At 66.7% G+C, this 15198-nt stretch carries 21 protein-coding genes; 9 read left to right on the forward strand and 12 right to left on the reverse strand.

All coding sequences use genetic code 11. The annotated features are described in order from the left end of the window. Position 1: 1 nt before the first annotated feature. Positions 2-937 (reverse strand): LysR family transcriptional regulator, encoded by a 936-nt coding sequence (locus IPG65_RS13930; RefSeq protein ID WP_293190891.1) that lies wholly within the window; start codon positions 935-937, stop codon positions 2-4. 266 nt (positions 938-1203) lie between these two features. Between IPG65_RS13930 and IPG65_RS13935 the strand changes: the two genes are divergently transcribed. Then, on the forward strand, positions 1204-1707 hold the full coding sequence (locus tag IPG65_RS13935; protein WP_293190894.1) for a DUF3011 domain-containing protein: 504 nt from the start codon (positions 1204-1206) through the stop codon (positions 1705-1707). A 6-nt stretch (positions 1708-1713) separates the two neighbouring features. On the opposite strand, the gene IPG65_RS13940 is transcribed toward IPG65_RS13935, so the two are convergent. Continuing rightward, complete coding sequence (locus IPG65_RS13940; protein WP_293190897.1) at positions 1714-2307, reverse strand: hypothetical protein; 594 nt, start codon at positions 2305-2307, stop codon at positions 1714-1716. A 122-nt stretch (positions 2308-2429) separates the two neighbouring features. Here IPG65_RS13940 and IPG65_RS13945 point away from each other — a divergent pair, with 122 nt between their 5' ends. Next, a complete protein-coding gene (locus IPG65_RS13945; protein WP_293190900.1) occupies positions 2430-2876 on the forward strand; it encodes a lysozyme inhibitor LprI family protein in 447 nt (148 codons plus the stop codon). Positions 2877-2880: 4 nt separating this feature from the next. Here the strand turns inward: IPG65_RS13945 and IPG65_RS13950 are convergent, their stop codons facing one another. Continuing rightward, positions 2881-3291, reverse strand: a complete 411-nt coding sequence (locus IPG65_RS13950) for a VOC family protein (protein ID WP_293190903.1) — start codon at positions 3289-3291, stop codon at positions 2881-2883. 229 nt (positions 3292-3520) lie between these two features. On the opposite strand from IPG65_RS13950, the gene IPG65_RS13955 reads away from it, so the two are divergent. Further along, entirely contained in the window at positions 3521-3961 is a 441-nt protein-coding gene (locus IPG65_RS13955; RefSeq protein WP_293190906.1) for a thermonuclease family protein, read from the forward strand. Positions 3962-4024: 63 nt separating this feature from the next. On the opposite strand, the gene IPG65_RS13960 is transcribed toward IPG65_RS13955, so the two are convergent. Beyond that, positions 4025-4186: a hypothetical protein gene (locus IPG65_RS13960; RefSeq protein WP_293190908.1), complete on the reverse strand. Its 162-nt coding sequence runs from the start codon at positions 4184-4186 to the stop codon at positions 4025-4027. Between the two features lie 133 nt (positions 4187-4319). Between IPG65_RS13960 and IPG65_RS13965 the strand changes: the two genes are divergently transcribed. Beyond that, complete coding sequence (locus tag IPG65_RS13965) at positions 4320-5231, forward strand: hypothetical protein (protein ID WP_293190910.1); 912 nt, start codon at positions 4320-4322, stop codon at positions 5229-5231. Positions 5232-5254: 23 nt separating this feature from the next. Here IPG65_RS13965 and IPG65_RS13970 read toward each other — a convergent pair whose 3' ends face one another. Continuing rightward, on the reverse strand, positions 5255-5401 hold the full coding sequence (locus tag IPG65_RS13970; RefSeq protein WP_293190912.1) for a hypothetical protein: 147 nt from the start codon (positions 5399-5401) through the stop codon (positions 5255-5257). A gap of 535 nt (positions 5402-5936) precedes the next feature. On the opposite strand from IPG65_RS13970, the gene IPG65_RS13975 reads away from it, so the two are divergent. Genes IPG65_RS13975 through IPG65_RS13990 form a run of 4 tightly spaced genes read left to right on the forward strand, consistent with a single transcriptional unit; the run spans position 5937 to position 7534 of the window. Then, positions 5937-6653 (forward strand): DUF1566 domain-containing protein, encoded by a 717-nt coding sequence (locus tag IPG65_RS13975; RefSeq protein WP_293190914.1) that lies wholly within the window; start codon positions 5937-5939, stop codon positions 6651-6653. 34 nt (positions 6654-6687) lie between these two features. Beyond that, the gene (locus IPG65_RS13980; protein ID WP_293190916.1) at positions 6688-6861 is read left to right on the forward strand and encodes a hypothetical protein; all 174 of its coding nucleotides are present in this window, start codon (positions 6688-6690) and stop codon (positions 6859-6861) included. Beyond that, positions 6858-7232: a DUF1566 domain-containing protein gene (locus IPG65_RS13985; RefSeq protein WP_293190918.1), complete on the forward strand. Its 375-nt coding sequence runs from the start codon at positions 6858-6860 to the stop codon at positions 7230-7232. Before IPG65_RS13980 ends, IPG65_RS13985 begins: the two co-directional genes overlap by 4 nt. 2 nt (positions 7233-7234) lie before the next feature. Next, positions 7235-7534, forward strand: coding sequence for an IPTL-CTERM sorting domain-containing protein (locus tag IPG65_RS13990; RefSeq protein ID WP_293190920.1), 300 nt, complete (start codon positions 7235-7237; stop codon positions 7532-7534). 435 nt (positions 7535-7969) lie between these two features. Here the strand turns inward: IPG65_RS13990 and IPG65_RS13995 are convergent, their stop codons facing one another. The 7 genes from IPG65_RS13995 to IPG65_RS14025 form a co-directional block, all read right to left on the reverse strand. Continuing rightward, the gene (locus tag IPG65_RS13995; protein WP_293190922.1) at positions 7970-9265 is read right to left on the reverse strand and encodes a citrate synthase; all 1296 of its coding nucleotides are present in this window, start codon (positions 9263-9265) and stop codon (positions 7970-7972) included. 10 nt (positions 9266-9275) lie between these two features. Then, complete coding sequence (locus tag IPG65_RS14000) at positions 9276-9584, reverse strand: succinate dehydrogenase assembly factor 2 (RefSeq protein ID WP_293190924.1); 309 nt, start codon at positions 9582-9584, stop codon at positions 9276-9278. Positions 9585-9609: 25 nt separating this feature from the next. Next, positions 9610-10314, reverse strand: coding sequence for a succinate dehydrogenase iron-sulfur subunit (locus tag IPG65_RS14005; RefSeq protein ID WP_293190926.1), 705 nt, complete (start codon positions 10312-10314; stop codon positions 9610-9612). A gap of 27 nt (positions 10315-10341) precedes the next feature. After that, positions 10342-12147, reverse strand: a complete 1806-nt coding sequence (sdhA, locus tag IPG65_RS14010) for a succinate dehydrogenase flavoprotein subunit (RefSeq protein ID WP_293190928.1) — start codon at positions 12145-12147, stop codon at positions 10342-10344. A 49-nt stretch (positions 12148-12196) separates the two neighbouring features. Next, positions 12197-12562, reverse strand: a complete 366-nt coding sequence (gene sdhD, locus IPG65_RS14015) for a succinate dehydrogenase, hydrophobic membrane anchor protein (protein WP_293190930.1) — start codon at positions 12560-12562, stop codon at positions 12197-12199. A 22-nt stretch (positions 12563-12584) separates the two neighbouring features. Continuing rightward, positions 12585-13016: a succinate dehydrogenase, cytochrome b556 subunit gene (gene sdhC, locus IPG65_RS14020; protein ID WP_293190932.1), complete on the reverse strand. Its 432-nt coding sequence runs from the start codon at positions 13014-13016 to the stop codon at positions 12585-12587. A 200-nt stretch (positions 13017-13216) separates the two neighbouring features. Continuing rightward, positions 13217-13999 carry a GntR family transcriptional regulator gene (locus IPG65_RS14025; RefSeq protein WP_293190934.1) on the reverse strand — a complete coding sequence of 261 codons (783 nt, stop codon included), beginning with the start codon at positions 13997-13999 and terminating at the stop codon, positions 13217-13219. Between the two features lie 209 nt (positions 14000-14208). Between IPG65_RS14025 and IPG65_RS14030 the strand changes: the two genes are divergently transcribed. Further along, positions 14209-15195, forward strand: a complete 987-nt coding sequence (locus IPG65_RS14030; RefSeq protein ID WP_293190936.1) for a malate dehydrogenase — start codon at positions 14209-14211, stop codon at positions 15193-15195. Positions 15196-15198 lie beyond the last annotated feature (3 nt).

Raw genomic sequence — 15198 nt, forward strand, 5'->3', positions numbered from 1 at the left:
TTTATGTCGATGGCGCCTGCGGCGCCGGGTACTCGACCAGGTGCTCAACCAGAGCACGCGCGGTCGGCGGCAGGGTGTCGAAGTCGCGCGCCACCAGGCTGATCCGGCGCGCCGCCCAGGCGTCGCGCAGCGGCACGCAGCGCAGGTTGCCGGTGCCGTGCATCAGGCGGAAGGCGCGCTCGGGCATCACGCCCACGCCCAGGCCGTTGTCGATCATGCGGCACATGGCGTCCAGCCCGGTGACGCGGATGCGCAGCCGCACCGCCCGCCCGGCCCGCGCGGCGGCCTGGTGCAGCGCCAGCGAGATCGAGCTGTTGGCGTGCAGCCCGACGTGGTCGAAGTCCAGCGTATCTATGAAATCGATAGCTGCAAGCGCAGATTCGGTGCGGGCTGCGGGCAGGATCAATGCCAAACGATCGTGCCGGTACGGCCGCACCTGCAACCGCGGCGCGGCGCCGCTGGCGTTGCACAGTCCCAGGTCGGCCGCGCCCTCGGCCACGGCGCGCTCGACCTCCGACGACAGGTGCTCCTCCAGGTCGATCTTGACCCGCGGATGCCGCCCGATGAAGCGCCCCAGGTCCTCCGGCAGGAACTGCACGATCGCCGACATGCTGGCATGCACCCGCACGTGGCCGCGCACGCCGTCGGCGTACTCGCTCAGCTCGCCCTGCATCTTCTCCAGCCCATAGAGCACGCTGCGCGCGTGGTGCAGCAGGCTCTGCCCGGCGGGGGTCAGCTCGACGCCGCGCGCATGGCGGTAGAGCAGGGCCGTGCCCAGCGTGCTCTCCAGGTCCGCCACGCGCTTGCTGACGGCCGAGGCGGCGATGAACTCGCGCTCGGCCGCGCGCCCGATGCTGCCTTCCTCGCCCACGGCCACGAAGAGCTGCAGCGAGGTCAGGTCGATGCGGCGGGCGAAGCTGCGTTCGGTGGGTTTCATGAAGACGAATGAACCATCACGATAGGAGATGGATGATGGATATTTTCCTTCAGAAGTAGATGCTTTGCATCGTGAATGGAGATGGGTGACCTGCGGCATCGGGATGGCTCGGTGCGGGCCGGAAGCGCTGAAACCGGATTCAGGTTCGAAATCGATTCCAGCCGGTGCCAGTATTGCGTGGGAAGCTATTAATTTAATAGTGTTCAATCACCTGCCATCTGCCTAGAATGAAACCGGCTCCTCACCATCCCACGAAAGGATTTCCCATGCGCCATTCCCTCACCGCCGCCGCGCTGCTCGCCGGGTCGTTCGGTTTCGTGGCCGAAGCCGCGGCCCAGGCCACGGTCGAATGCCGATCACGCGACTACCAGTACACCGAGTGCTACGCCGGCGATTTGTCGCGCCCGCAGCTGATCCATCAGATTTCCAGTAGCGCCTGCATCCTCAACCGCAGTTGGGGCTACAACCCCGGCAGCGGCTACGTCTGGGTGTCGCAAGGGTGCGCCGGCACCTTCGCCGACGTGGGCGGCTACCACCACGGCCGCGGCGACACCTACGACTCGGGCGCGCGCCACTACGACGATCGGGGCCGCGATGCCGGCGCCGTCATCGGCGGGCTGGTGCTCGGGGCGATCCTGGAGGGCGCGGCCTCGGGCGGCCATCGGCACAACCGGTCCAGCGACGGCGGCTACGACGGCTGCCATGGCAGCGGCTGCCTGGTCACCAACCCGGACGGTCCGCCGGAGCCGGGCCAGACCGAGATGCGGTGAATCAGGTCAGTTCAGGGTATCGAACAGCCTGAAAATCCACGACAACTGATAGGCCAGCGCCGCCGCGACGAAGGCGACGTGAAACCGCACCGAGGCCGTCCGCGCCGCCACCACGCACAGGGCCACGAGGATGGGCGTGCGGATCAGGTATTCCTGGGCGAAGCGCGAAAAATGCGCTTCGCCCTTGATCAGCGTATCGACGACGTCGAGCAGGTAGGTGACCGCCAGCAGCCCGAAGAACCAGGCGCGGCGCGCGTGGAAGTAGTCCTCGTAGCCCGCGTAGTCGTGCATGCTGTCGGGAAACAGCAGCGCGCACAGCAGGAACAGCACGATCGCGTAGCCGATGATGAAGAGGTAGGTGCCGAAGGTCCAGTTCTCGACTTGGTACAGGCCGATCTGCCACCACCAGAAATGCACCAGCGCCAGCAGCAGCGAGGCCGCCCAGGCCAGGTGCACGGGATAGAGCCGGTACTGGGCCGGGTGTTGCACGATGCGCGCGACGCCCGACAGCAGCCGCGTCACGCCCAGCCCGATGACCATGCCCATCACCACGCGGATGTGCGGAAAGATGTCGTGGGCGGAAAGAGCGTGTTCTTGCATGTGGGAGTGTCAGCCGCCGTGCGGCCCGGGTGTCGCTGCGCGCCGATGGTACGGCTCCTTCAGTAGGTGGCCCTGTAGACTGTCTTTCGGTTTTCCCCATTCGGATTCGGCAAAGGATGATCATGCAGATCCCACTCAAGCGTTCTGCCCTGGTTCTGGGCGCCGTCGCCCTGATGTCGTCGCTGCCCGCGCAGGCCGCCGACGACATGTGCTTCGAGAAAGCCCAGAACCAGAGCCAGATGACCGAATGCGCCGTCAACGCCTGGAAGCGCGCCGATGGCGAGTTGAACACGCTTTATCGGCAGATGCAGGCGCGCCTGAAGGACGACCGCAAGGCAAGCGGCCTGCTGGTGGATGCCCAGCGCAAATGGCTGGCCTATCGCGATGCCGAATGCGCCTTTCAGACCGTGGGGACGGCCGGAGGCAGCATCAACGCCATGAACCTCAACAACTGCCTGGCCGAGGTGACCCGCGGCCGCGTCACCGACTTCCACAACGCGCTGGCCTGCGGCCAGGCGTCGGGCGAGCAGGGCGCCAGCGAATGCGCCGTCCCCCGCGCGGGCCGGTGACGGGTCAGCCCGCCGCGCCGGTCTCCCGGCGCTCGTAGCTGCGGGTGAGGACCTCCCACACGTGGCCGTCCGGCTCGCCCCAGTACACCAGGCGGCCACCGAAGGCCGGGTTGACCTGCCCATCGTCCGGCCCGTGCGGCGTGCCGCGGCAGGCAATGCCAGCCGCGCGCAGGCGGCTGAGAATGGCGTCGAAGCGCGCGTCGTCCACCCGAAAGCAGAAATGCAGCCGGGGCAGGGCGGCGCCGGGCTCGTACTGGTCGAAGTCCAGCGTCAGCCCGTCGGTCACGTACACCGGCGAGAACGGCCCGACGGGGCCTTGCGCCGCCCAGGGCACGTCGAGCAGCGACGCCAGCAGGCGGGCCGCCGCCGCGCGGTCGCGGGACGGGACGATGGCGTGGTCCAGTTCCAGGGGCATGGCGATCCTCCTTGCGCGGGGTTGATAAGGCCCGACTTATACCCGCCCGCTGTGGGCTGACCTGTGGACAATCCCCAGGACAACTCCGGCAAGCCGCGCCAGCCCTGGCTGGGCGGCCGATGCCCATTTTTTGGGCAGGGCATCACGGGCCGCGCCTGGCGGGCGCGGCTATAGTGTGCGCCCGCCCGGCCACGGGCCGATGTCCTCCTGTTTTCCGGATTCTCTCCGCTTGCCAGCCGCTGTCCTGCTCTGCCTCGTCGTCGCCATCGCCGACGGCGACACCCTCACCGCCCGCTGCGGCCCACCCGGCGCGTACCACCAGCTTCAGGTGCGCGTCGCCGCCATCGACGCGCCCGAGCGCCGCCAGGCCTTCGGCCAGCGCGCCTGCCAGCAGTTGGCAACACTGTGCTTCAGGCAGCAGGCCCGCATCCAGCCGCTGAGCCAGGACGCCTACGGCCGCGCCGTGGCCGACGTGCAGTGCCGCGGCCAGGACGCGGGCCAGAGCCAGGTCCGCGCCGGCATGGCCTGGGTCTACACCGCCTACGCGCAAGGGCACCCGCGGCTCGCGCCGCTGCAGCGGCAGGCGCGCGCCCAGCGCCTGGGCCTGTGGTCGCAGCCCAGGCCGGTGGCGCCGTGGGTGTATCGGCACCGGTACGCCACGGCGCGCTGAGCGCGACCCTCTCCCCGATCTCCATCCGCCTTCGGTGGCCAGGTGCCCGACGCCACTTGGTCTTCATTGATGCAGGGCCTGCAACGCCTCGGCCAATGTCTTGCCATCCGTGGTGCCGGGCTTGCTGACGTCGATTTCCAGCGCTCCGGCCACCTTGACCTGGCCGGGCGGAGAATCAGGGTATTTACTTACCTCGCTTGCAGGATGGCGTTTTGGGCGTGTCATTGCGAATATCGGCGCCAGGTGCCGACAATGAAATGGCGAGAACCACATTCTGGGTGCAGTCGGCTCAACCCAAGTTCAGCCGCGCTGCGGTCCTGCACTGGAATCCCTCGCGTTACACGAATGGAGACACGTCATGAAACCCCTTGTCTACCCCGCGGACTGGATTGCCCGCCCCGACCCGCCACCGCTGTCCGACTTTGGCCGCCGGCTGCTGGCCGAGGGGGATTCATGGTTCACCATCGGCACGCTGAATCTGATGGCCGCGTCCAACGTGCTGTTCAAGATGCAGGTGAGCCAGACGACGGCCATCGTCAACTGCGCCTATCCCGGCGATACCTTGCAGCACGTGGTGGAGTGGTTCGACGATCCGTTCTTCGATCGCATGCTGTGCCAGCCGAGATTCCAGCGCTACTGGGAAGGCATCCTGATCTCGGGCGGGGGCAACGATCTGATCGACGCGGCGCAGGTGCCGCCGCAAGACGCGCAGGGCGCCCCGGTTGCGCCCCACAAGCGCCTGCTGCTCACCGCGCATGAAGCCGCCGCCCAGCCTGTCATGGGGCCGGCGCGCTTCATCAGCGAGCCGGGCTGGGACACCCTGGCCTCGTACCTGCTCGCCAACTTTGCCGAACTGGTGGCGCACCGCGACCGGGGGATCAACAAGGCGCGGCCGATCTTTGTGCACACGTATGCGATGCCGATGGTGCGCCCGTCGGGCACGGTGGGCGCGCCGCAGGGGTGGCTGTATCCGGCCATGCAGGGCTACGGCCTGGCTGGCGCTGATGCCCAGGCCGTGAGCGACCTGCTGTTCGGCCGCCTGCGCGCCCTGTTGCTGGCGCTGGACCAGGACAGCGGCCAGCCCGAAGCGTTGCCGCACGTGCACGTGTTCGATTCGGCGGCGCTGCCGGACATCGTGCCCGCCAGCGCCGGTGCCACCGGCGCTTCAGGCGACTGGGTGAATGAAATCCACCTGACCCCGGCCGGCTACGGCAAGCTGGGACAAGCGTTCGGGCCCTGGATGGAAGGCTGGCTGGCAAGGTATCCCTGAATACCAGGGCCAGGTGCTGGCGGTCACGCGGCCCAGGGGTCGAGGACAGGCACCCCAAGACCTTCGAAGTCTTTGGTATGGCGCGTGACCAGCGTCAGATCGTGCTGCAAGGCCGTGGCAGCCGGCAGGCCGTCGATGACCGGCAGCGTGCGTCCGGCGCGGGCCTGCACGCAACAGCGCCGTATTTCACCTTGCATCTGGCGTTGCCCGTGGCGCCAGCCGGCGCGGGCAGGGCGGCGGGGCCTTGGGGCCGATCGCGGCCAAGGCCGCATCCGCAAACCAAGGGTTAAAACGAACAAAAAAACAGAGGCATTGCCTTTACATTTCGACGCCATACGCATCGTAAAAAAATACGTCGTCCTGCAACTTAATGCTTGACACGCGCACCCTCACGGCCACGCTTGCAGCCGAGCCGAGCCGAGCCGAGCCGAGCCGAGCCGAGCCGAGCCGAGCCGAGCCGAGCCGAGCCGATGACGTTGCGTTCAGCGTAGCGGCCCTTCCTTCTTTTTCTCATCACGCAGCAAAAAGCGCCTGCCGGGCAAGCCCGGCAGGCGCTTTTTGCTGCGCCGCGCTGGCGCGCGGGAAATTTCATCCGACCCCATTTATTGCCACGCAACGGTATTTGCTATGAAAATGAGAGCTTCCATCACACGCCCAGCCAACGATGGAGCCAGAAAACACCTCAATAAACACAACCCCGCCGCCATGCTGGCGGCCGCCGTCGCCCTGGCCCTGTTGCTGCCGGCCTTGGCCGCCGCGCAAACCGCCCCGCTCAACGACACGGGCCAAACCCTGTGCTACGACGGCAGCGCGCTGGTCGCCTGCACCGCCGGCAACACCGGCAACGCTGCCACGCACCCCGGCCAGGACGGGCGCTTCGGCCGCGATGCCGCCCAGGCCGCCGGGGCGCTGCCGCCCAAGACCGGCGGCGGCGCAGCGGGCTTTGACTTCACCCGCCTCTGCTGGAACGGCCATCCCCAGGGCCATGCCCAATGCGCCGGCACTCTGGTCGCCAACACCACGGGCACCGTCAGCGCTCCCCCCGCCACCGACTGGACCTGCACGCGCGACAACGTCACCGGCCTGGTCTGGTCGCTGCAAACGCAATCCGCCACCTGGAACGCGGCCACGGCATCCACCTATCCCGATGCTGGCCACAACACCCCGACGCGCTGCGGCTACGACACCGGCTGGCGCTTGCCCACGCGGCGCGAGCTGCTGTCCATCGTCCACAACGGCGCCTACAGCCCCGCCATCGACCAGACGTACTTTCCTGGCACGGCATCCAGTTGGTACTGGTCGTCGGATACCTACGCACCCGATCCAGCCGTTGCGTGGGGCGTCTTCTTCTACGACGGCTTCGCCGGCGCCGACGGCAAGGCCGGCACCAACTCGACTCGCCTGGTGCGAAGCGGACAGTGATTTTTCCCTTTTTTGTCCCTCTACCGTAACGGCCATGGCCTACGCCCGCCAACTGCCCCTGTGGAGGGCCGCCATGGATCTGGCCGTGCACCTGGAGCAGGCCGTTCGCCGCTTTCCGCGCCACCACAAGTACACCCTGGGCAACCGACCTGCGCCGCTGCGCAGCGGCTGTGCCGCCTGCCCACGCCTTCATCGCCTACACCCATGACCAGCACGACCACCCTTCGCACCGTCCTGCGCGCCTGCGGGGCTTCCTGGAGCCTGGCCGCCGCGCTGCTGGCACCCGCCGCCTGGGCCGCGCCCTTCACCGTCGATACCGTCAATGGCACCGTGACCGACGCGGCCACCGGCCTGATGTGGGACCGCTGCGCCTGGGGCCAGACGGGGACCAGTTGCTCCGGCAGTCCCGCCGCCAGCACCTGGGCGCAGGCGCTCACCGCCGCGCAAACGGCCAATACCACTGCCCACAAGGGCTATACCGACTGGCGCCTGCCCAACAAGAACGAGCTCGAATCGCTGGTGAAGATCGATGCGGTCTGCTGGACTTCGTGCTGTCGGGCTGCGACCAGAGCGATGTGACGATGACGGTGACCTACCCGCAGGCGCTGGCGCAGGGCACGCAGTACTGGAAGCTGCACGCCGGCGACTGGGGGCAGTACCCGGCGCAGGTGGACGAGGCGGCGGGCACGGTGATGTTCACGCTGCGCGACGGCGGCGCGGGCGACGACGACGGCCTGGAGAACGGCCGCATCGTCGATCCCTCGGGCGCGGCGCACCGGGTGGCCGCCAGTGCCGCCGCGCCGGTGCCCGCGCTGGGGCCGTGGGCCTTGGCGGTGCTCGGCCTGGGGCTGGGGCTGCTGGGCTGGCGCCGGCGGGGGTGAGCCTGGGCCGGGCGGTTCGTCAGCGCTTTGCTGTCATCCGACCGGCTTGGGCCTTCTGCTGTGATTCTTGACTGAGAACTACAAAAATGAGAGCTGTTGCCGTTTGTCCAGCACTGGGCGAGGGGGCGCCGGGGCTGCTGTCCGCGCTGCTGGCTGGCGCGGCGACGCGGCGGCGAACCATCAAATTTGATAGCTGCCTGCGCAGTATTCATGCAGGCCACTACCCAATCCGGCATGAAAATCAAGCCGCCGCCGGTCTCCACTGAACGTCAGCAGTCTGCTGCTCATGCCCTCTGAATTGCTATCTAGATGATAGCTATACAGGTATATTCAGAGCGGGCCAGAGGCTGATTTCTTGTGAGATCCCGTCCCGGGCGGAGAACCACCAGCAGAAGCCGCCCGAAGGCGGCTTCTGCTTTTGGCGCGGACGACGGATCAGGGCACGTCGCGGCGCGGGGCGCCGGTGTAGAGCTGGCGGGGGCGGCCGATCTTGTACTCGGGGTCGCCGATCATCTCGTTGAGCTGAGCGATCCAGCCCACGGTGCGGGCCAGGGCGAAGATGCCGGTGAACAGCTTGACGGGGATGCCGATGGCGCGCTGCACGATGCCGGAGTAGAAGTCCACGTTGGGGTAGAGCTTGCGCTGCACGAAGTAGTCGTCCTCGAGCGCGATCCTTTCGAGCTCCTTGGCCAGCTTGAACAGCGGGTCGTTCTCGAGGCCCATCTCGGCCAGCACTTCGTTGCAGGTTTCCTGCATGAGCTTGGCGCGCGGGTCGTAGTTCTTGTAGACGCGGTGGCCGAAGCCCATGAGCTTGACGCCGCTGTTCTTGTCCTTGACCTTCTCCATGAACTCGCCGACCTTGGCCACGCCGCCGTTGCGCTGGATGTCTTCCAGCATGTTCAGGCAGGCCTCGTTGGCGCCGCCGTGGGACGGGCCCCACAGGCAGGCGACGCCGGCGGCGATGGCGGCGAAGGGGTTGGTGCCGGAGCTGCCGCACAGGCGCACGGTGGAGGTGGAGGCGTTCTGCTCGTGGTCGGCGTGCAGGATGAAGATGCGGTCCATCGCCTTTTCGAGCACGGGGCTGACCACGTAGTCCTCGCACGGCGTGCCGAACATCATGCGCAGGAAGTTGCCGGCGTAGCTGAGGTCGTTCTGGGGGTACATGAAAGGCTGGCCGACGCCGTACTTGTAGGCCATGGCGACCAGCGTGGGCATCTTGGCGATCAGGCGGATCGCGGCGATGTCACGGTGCTCGGCGTTGTGCACGTCGGTGCTGTCGTGGTAGAAGGCCGACAGCGCGCCGACCAGGCCCGTCAGCACGGCCATCGGGTGCGCGTCGCGGCGGAAGCCCCGCAGGAAGAACTGCATCTGCTCGTTGACCATCGTGTGGTTGATGACGAGCTTGTGGAAGGCCTCGCGCTGGTTGCCACTGGGCAGATCGCCCTTGAGCAGCAGGTAGCAGGTGTCGAGGAAGTCGCACTTTTGCGCCAACTGCTCGATGGGGTAGCCGCGGTAAAGCAGTTCGCCCTTGTCGCCGTCGATGTAGGTGATGGCCGATTCGCACGACGCTGTCGACAGGAAGCCTGGGTCGTAAGTGAACATCCCCGTCTGGGCGTAAAGCTTGCGGATGTCGATGACGTCCGGACCGATCGAGCCCTTGTACACCGGCAGCGCGACTTCGGGGCTGCCATTGGAGAACGACAGGGTGGCTTTGATGTCGGAGAGGTTCATGTCCAGGTTCCTAGAGGTTGGCGGGCGAGTGAATGTGCGACGGGCTGGCTTGCGGCGGGGTCCGCAACAGGCCGAGCACCTGGCGCACGTCGGGTGAGTCGAGATCGTCTCCAGGCTCTTTCCGCCGCAGCAGCAGATCGAGCAGGTCGTTGTCCGAGAGGTCCATCAGCCGCGTCAGCGCCTCGGCCTGGCCGATGGTGAGCTGGTCTTCATGGCGGGCGAAGAAGCGCTCGATGAACAGGTCGTTCTCGAGCAGGCCCCGGCGGCAGCGCCACTTGAGCTTGCTGAGCGCGCGTTCGTCGATGCGTTCGGTCACCATGCGGCGCAACCCGTGGATGGCTCGGTCAGACAGCGCGGCGCACCATCAGCTCCTTGATCTTGCCGATGGCCTTGGTGGGGTTCAGGCCCTTGGGGCACACGTCCACGCAGTTCATGATGGTGTGGCAGCGGAACAGGCGGTACGGGTCTTCGAGGTTGTCGAGCCGCTCGCCCGTGGCGGTGTCGCGGCTGTCGGCGATGAAGCGGTAGGCCTGCAGCAGCCCGGCCGGGCCGACGAACTTGTCGGGGTTCCACCAGAAGCTGGGGCAGCTGGTGGAGCAGCTGGCGCACAGGATGCATTCGTACAGGCCGTTCAGCTCCTCGCGCTCCTCGGGCGACTGCAGGCGCTCGGTCTCGGGCGGCGGCGTGTCGTTGACGAGGTAGGGCTTGATCGAGTTGTATTGCTTGAAGAACTGCGTCATGTCGACGATCAGGTCGCGCACTACCGGCAGGCCGGGCAGGGGCCGGAGCACGATCGGGTCCTTGAGCGTGCGCATGTTGGTCAGGCAGGCCAGGCCGTTCTTGCCGTTGATGTTCATCGCGTCGGAGCCGCACACGCCTTCGCGGCAGGAGCGGCGGAAGGCGATGGTGGGGTCCACTTCCTTGAGCTTGATCAGCGCGTCGAGCAGCATGCGTTCATGCCCCTCGAGCTCCAGCTCGATGGTCTGCATGTAGGGCTTGGCGTCCTTGTCCGGGTCGTAGCGGTAGATCTTGAAAGTACGTTTTTGCATGTTGGTTGTCCTCGAGACCCGTTGTACTTAGAACGTGCGCACCTTCGGCGGCACCATATCGACCGTCAGCGGCTTCAGGCGCACCGGCTTGTAGGTGAGGCTGTTGCTGGCCGAGTGCCACAGGGTGTGCTTCATCCAGTTGGCGTCGTCGCGGCCCAGCGGCGCGACCGGGTCGTCGGCGGGGCGTTCGTAGTCGAGCACCGTGTGGGCGCCGCGGCATTCCTGGCGGGCGGCGGCGGAGACCATGGTGGCCTGGGCGACTTCGATCAGGTTGTCCACTTCCAGCGCCTCGATGCGGGCGGTGTTGAACACCTTGGAGGTGTCTGTCAGGCCCACGCTCCTGGCGCGCCCGCGCAGCTCGGCGATCTTGGCCACGCCCTCGTTCATGCTGACCTGGGTGCGGAACACGCCGGCGTGCGCCTGCATGGTGGCGCGGATGTCGTTGGCGACGGCCTGCGCGTATTCGCCGTCCCGGGCGTTGTCCAGGCGGTTCAGGCGGGCGAGGGTAGTGTCGACGGCGTCGGCGGGCAGCGGCTTGTGCGTGGTCTGGCGGTGATAGTCGACGATGTGGTTGCCGGCGGCGCGGCCGAACACCAGCAGGTCGAGCAGCGAGTTGGTGCCCAGGCGGTTGGCGCCGTGAACGCTGACGCAGGAGCACTCGCCCACGGCGTACAGGCCGTTGACCACCTTGTTGTGCTCGGCGCCGTCCGGCACCACGACCTGGCCGTTGATGTTGGTGGGGATGCCGCCCATCTGGTAGTGGATGGTGGGCACCACGGGAATCGGCTCCTTGGTGATGTCCACGTTGGCGAAGTTGTGGCCGATTTCCTCCACCGAAGGCAGGCGCTTGCGGATGGTTTCGGCGCCCAGGTGGTCGAGCTTGAGCAGGATGTAATCCTTGTTGGGACCGCACCCCCGGCCCTCCTTGATTTCCTGGTCCATGGAGCGCGAGACGAAGTCACGCGGCGCCAGGTCCTTCAGCGTGGGGGCATAGCGCTCCATGAAGCGCTCGCCGTTGCTGTTGAGCAGGATGGCGCCTTCGCCGCGGCAGCCCTCGGTGAGCAGCACGCCCGCGCCTGCCACGCCGGTGGGGTGGAACTGCCAGAACTCCATGTCCTGCAGCGGGATGCCGGCGCGCGCCGCCATGCCCAGGCCGTCGCCGGTGTTGATGAAGGCGTTGGTCGAAGCAGCGAAGATGCGGCCCGCGCCGCCCGTGGCCAGCAGCACGGTCTTGGCGTGCAGCACGTACAGGTCGCCCGTCTCCATCTCCAGCGCCGTCACGCCCACGACGTCGCCCGCGGCGTCGCGAATCAGGTCCAGCGCCATCCACTCGACGAAGAAGGTGGTGTTGGCGGCGACGTTCTGCTGGTACAGCGTGTGCAGCATGGCGTGGCCCGTCCGGTCGGCGGCGGCGCAGGCGCGCTGCACCGGCTTTTCACCGTAGTTGGCGGTGTGCCCGCCGAAGGGGCGCTGGTAGATCGTGCCGTCCGGGTTGCGGTCGAAGGGCATGCCCATGTGCTCGAGCTCGTAGACCACGTGCGGCGCCTCGCGGCACATGAACTCGATGGCGTCCTGGTCACCCAGCCAGTCGGAGCCCTTGATCGTGTCGTAGAAGTGGTAATGCCAGTTGTCCTCGCTCATGTTGCCCAGCGAGGCGCCAACGCCGCCCTGGGCGGCCACGGTGTGCGAACGGGTCGGAAAGACCTTGGATAGCACGGCGACGTTCAGGCCGGCGCGCGCCAACTGCAGCGAGGCGCGCATGCCGGAGCCGCCCGCGCCGACGATCACCACGTCGAACTTGCGGACGGCAATTTGATCTTTGGTGTAGCTCATGGTCGTGGTTGATTTCGTTCTAGTCGTTCTAAACGTTGAAAAGCGCGGCTCAGAGGCGCCACAGCACCTGCAGGGCCCAGCCGCCGCAGCCCACCAGCCAGATGATCGAGAGCACCTGCAGCAGCAGGCGCGTACCCACCGGCTGCACGTAGTCCATCCAGATGTCGCGCACGCCGACCCAGGCGTGCCAGATCAGCGCCACGATGACGGCGAAAGTCAGCACCTTCATCCATTGCGACGCGAAGACGCCGGCCCAGGTGTCGTACCCGATGGGGCCCTTGGCGAACAGCACCTGGGCCAGCACGACCAAAGTGAAGACCGCCATCAGACCCCCGGTGAAGCGCTGCACCAGCCAGTCGCGCAAGCCGTAGTGCGCACCGACGACGATGCGTTTGGAACCGTAATTCACAGCCATGTTGTGCTCCTACTCCTGAAATTCAGTACAGCCCGAACAGCTTGGCGCCCAGGATCACCGTCAGGGCGATGCTGACCACCAGCGTGACCACGGCGGAGGACTTGCCGAACTCCTTGGTGACCGAGTGCGTGGCGTCCATGTACAGGTGGCGCACGCCGGCGATCAGGTGGTGCAGATAAGCCCAGATGAGCGCCAGCACGACCAGTTTGACGAACCAGCCGGGGAAGAACCACAGGCCGGCGGTGAAGGCGGACGTGAACTGGCCGAACGAGATTTCCGACGACACGGACTTGTCGAACAGCCAGATGATGAAGGGCAGCAGCACGAACATCAGGGCGCCGCTGACGCGATGCAGGATCGACACCAGGGCCGCCACCGGCATGCGGTAGGTGCGGACGTCGTTGAAGATGTTGATGTTGCGGAATTCAGGCCGGGGTTTTGCGGCTTCGCTCATGGGCAGTCTCTCGTGGAAGGTGTTACGGCGTTGTAATTCTTGGCGGGACAACCGGCAAATTCTATTGCAATGAAGCACGCCATCCGGGGAGTGGAGCGCAAAAGCCGACTCGCATCGTCCGCTTTCGCGCTTCGGACGCGCGCCAGGCGCCGATGCATTGGGCCATGGTCGGGTTTGGCGAGGCGTTTCATGTCCGCTTCTCAGCCGAGCTGGTTGCGGTAGTGGTGCGTGTCGGTTCGGTACAGGCCGCGCCGCAGTTCCATCGGCGCGTCGTTGTAGGTGTAGGCGGTGCGCTCGACGCTGAGCAGAGGGGTGCCGAGCGTCACGTCGAGCAGGGACGCCTGCCCTTCATCGGGCAGCACGGCGCGGATTTTCTCGTCGGCGCGCACCATGCGCACGCCGAATTCCGATTCGAACAGCGCGTACATCGGCCCGTGGTACTGCATCAGGCGTTCCGCGGTCAGACCCTTGAAGGGGCCGCCGGGCAGCCACAGGTCTTCCAGGATGGTGGGCACGCCGGCAAAGCGCAGCAGCCGGCGCGACTGCAGCACCGGATCGCCGGCGCGCAAGCCCAGCGCGCGGGCCACGTCGGCGCTGGCCCGCTGGCGGCGGCAGTCCACGAAATCACGCTGCGCGGGGCCTTCGTTGTCCACGGTGCCGCTGTCCGGGTGCAGGCGCAGGAAGCGGTATTGCACATGCTGCTCGGCGTGGGTGGCGACGAAAGTGCCGCGGCCCTGGCGACGCACCAGCAGATGGTCCGCCGCCAGTTCGTCCACCGCCTTGCGCACCGTGCCCTGGCTGACCTTGTAGCGCGCGGCCAGATCGAACTCGCTCGGAATGACTTCACCCGGCTTCCATTCGCCTTGCTGCAGGCTTTGCAGGATCAGGCCCTTGATCTGCTGGTACAGCGGACTGAAGGCGGGCGCGGCCAAGCCCGCCGGTTCGGCATCGGTCGGGGGGGCGGGGCGGCCGGGGGAGACCATGTCGGTGGTCGGGGTCGATAAGGGCAGGAAGGGTGGTGGGCTGGCAGGGCAATGGTATCTTATATAAGACACAAGACAAATTGACCTTTCGAGGGTTTTCGCGGGTACACTTCACAGTTGATCGCGACAGCCGTGGCGCCCGGCCGTGTGGGGCCGGCGAGGGCCATCGCCCGTCATCCTTTTCATCACAACCATCCGGAGAAAATTTCATGAGCAAGAAGCCTGTTCGCGTCGCTGTCACCGGTGCCGCTGGCCAGATCGGCTATGCCCTGCTGTTTCGCATCGCTTCCGGCGAGATGCTGGGCAAGGACCAGCCGGTGATTCTTCAGTTGCTCGAGATTCCCGATGAGAAGGCCCAGAAGGCGCTCAAGGGCGTGATGATGGAGCTGGACGATTGCGCCTTCCCGCTGCTGGTTGAAATGACCGCCCACAGCGATCCGATGACCGCCTTCAAGGACACCGACTACGCGTTGCTGGTCGGTTCGCGTCCCCGCGGCCCCGGCATGGAGCGCGCCGAGCTGCTCGCCATCAACGGCGCCATCTTCACCGCCCAGGGCAAGGCCCTGAACGCCGTCGCCAGCCGCGACGTCAAGGTGCTGGTGGTCGGCAACCCGGCCAACACCAACGCCTACATCGCCATGAAGAGCGCGCCCAGCCTGCCGCGCGAGAACTTCACCGCCATGCTGCGCCTGGACCACAACCGCGCCGCCAGCCAGATCGCCGCCAAGACCGGCGGCAAGGTCGGCGAGATCGAGAAGCTCACGGTCTGGGGCAACCACTCGCCCACCATGTACGCCGACTACCGCTTCGCCACCATCGGCGGCAAGGCGGTCAAGGACATGATCAACGACCAGGTCTGGAACGCCGACGTGTTCCTGCCCACCGTGGGCAAGCGCGGCGCCGCCATCATCGAAGCGCGCGGCTTGTCGTCTGCCGCCTCGGCCGCCAACGCCGCCATCGACCACATGCGCGACTGGGCCCTGGGCACCAACGGCAAGTGGGTCACGATGGGCGTGCCCTCCAACGGCGAGTACGGCATTCCCAAGGACGTGATCTTCGGCTTCCCGGTCACCACCGAGAACGGCAAGTACAAGATCATCGAAGGCCTGGAGATCGACGCCTTCTCGCGAGAGCGCATCAACAAGACCCTCGCCGAGCTGCAGGGCGAACAAGACGGCGTCAAGCACCTGCTGTAATTT

This window comes from Ottowia sp., from assembly GCF_016703145.1.
In the GTDB taxonomy this organism is placed as follows: Bacteria; Pseudomonadota; Gammaproteobacteria; order Burkholderiales; family Burkholderiaceae_C; genus Ottowia.

Bases quoted from the DNA above. Each gene is read 5' to 3' on its own strand.
- IPG65_RS14025 (WP_293190934.1), bottom strand. From the start codon at position 13,999: ATGGTCTCCCCCGGCCGCCCCGCCCCCCCGACCGATGCCGAACCGGCG.
- sdhD (WP_293190930.1), bottom strand. From the start codon at position 12,562: ATGGCTGTGAATTACGGTTCCAAACGCATCGTCGTCGGTGCGCACTAC.
- IPG65_RS13940 (WP_293190897.1), bottom strand. From the start codon at position 2,307: ATGCAAGAACACGCTCTTTCCGCCCACGACATCTTTCCGCACATCCGC.
- IPG65_RS14000 (WP_293190924.1), bottom strand. From the start codon at position 9,584: ATGGTGACCGAACGCATCGACGAACGCGCGCTCAGCAAGCTCAAGTGG.
- IPG65_RS14005 (WP_293190926.1), bottom strand. From the start codon at position 10,314: ATGCAAAAACGTACTTTCAAGATCTACCGCTACGACCCGGACAAGGAC.
- IPG65_RS13950 (WP_293190903.1), bottom strand. From the start codon at position 3,291: ATGCCCCTGGAACTGGACCACGCCATCGTCCCGTCCCGCGACCGCGCG.
- IPG65_RS13960 (WP_293190908.1), bottom strand. From the start codon at position 4,186: ATGACACGCCCAAAACGCCATCCTGCAAGCGAGGTAAGTAAATACCCT.
- IPG65_RS13980 (WP_293190916.1), top strand. From the start codon at position 6,688: ATGGCCTACGCCCGCCAACTGCCCCTGTGGAGGGCCGCCATGGATCTG.
- IPG65_RS13965 (WP_293190910.1), top strand. From the start codon at position 4,320: ATGAAACCCCTTGTCTACCCCGCGGACTGGATTGCCCGCCCCGACCCG.
- IPG65_RS13990 (WP_293190920.1), top strand. From the start codon at position 7,235: ATGACGGTGACCTACCCGCAGGCGCTGGCGCAGGGCACGCAGTACTGG.
- sdhC (WP_293190932.1), bottom strand. From the start codon at position 13,016: ATGAGCGAAGCCGCAAAACCCCGGCCTGAATTCCGCAACATCAACATC.
- IPG65_RS13985 (WP_293190918.1), top strand. From the start codon at position 6,858: ATGACCAGCACGACCACCCTTCGCACCGTCCTGCGCGCCTGCGGGGCT.
- sdhA (WP_293190928.1), bottom strand. From the start codon at position 12,147: ATGAGCTACACCAAAGATCAAATTGCCGTCCGCAAGTTCGACGTGGTG.
- IPG65_RS13935 (WP_293190894.1), top strand. From the start codon at position 1,204: ATGCGCCATTCCCTCACCGCCGCCGCGCTGCTCGCCGGGTCGTTCGGT.
- IPG65_RS14030 (WP_293190936.1), top strand. From the start codon at position 14,209: ATGAGCAAGAAGCCTGTTCGCGTCGCTGTCACCGGTGCCGCTGGCCAG.
- IPG65_RS13930 (WP_293190891.1), bottom strand. From the start codon at position 937: ATGAAACCCACCGAACGCAGCTTCGCCCGCCGCATCGACCTGACCTCG.
- IPG65_RS13945 (WP_293190900.1), top strand. From the start codon at position 2,430: ATGCAGATCCCACTCAAGCGTTCTGCCCTGGTTCTGGGCGCCGTCGCC.
- IPG65_RS13995 (WP_293190922.1), bottom strand. From the start codon at position 9,265: ATGAACCTCTCCGACATCAAAGCCACCCTGTCGTTCTCCAATGGCAGC.
- IPG65_RS13975 (WP_293190914.1), top strand. From the start codon at position 5,937: ATGCTGGCGGCCGCCGTCGCCCTGGCCCTGTTGCTGCCGGCCTTGGCC.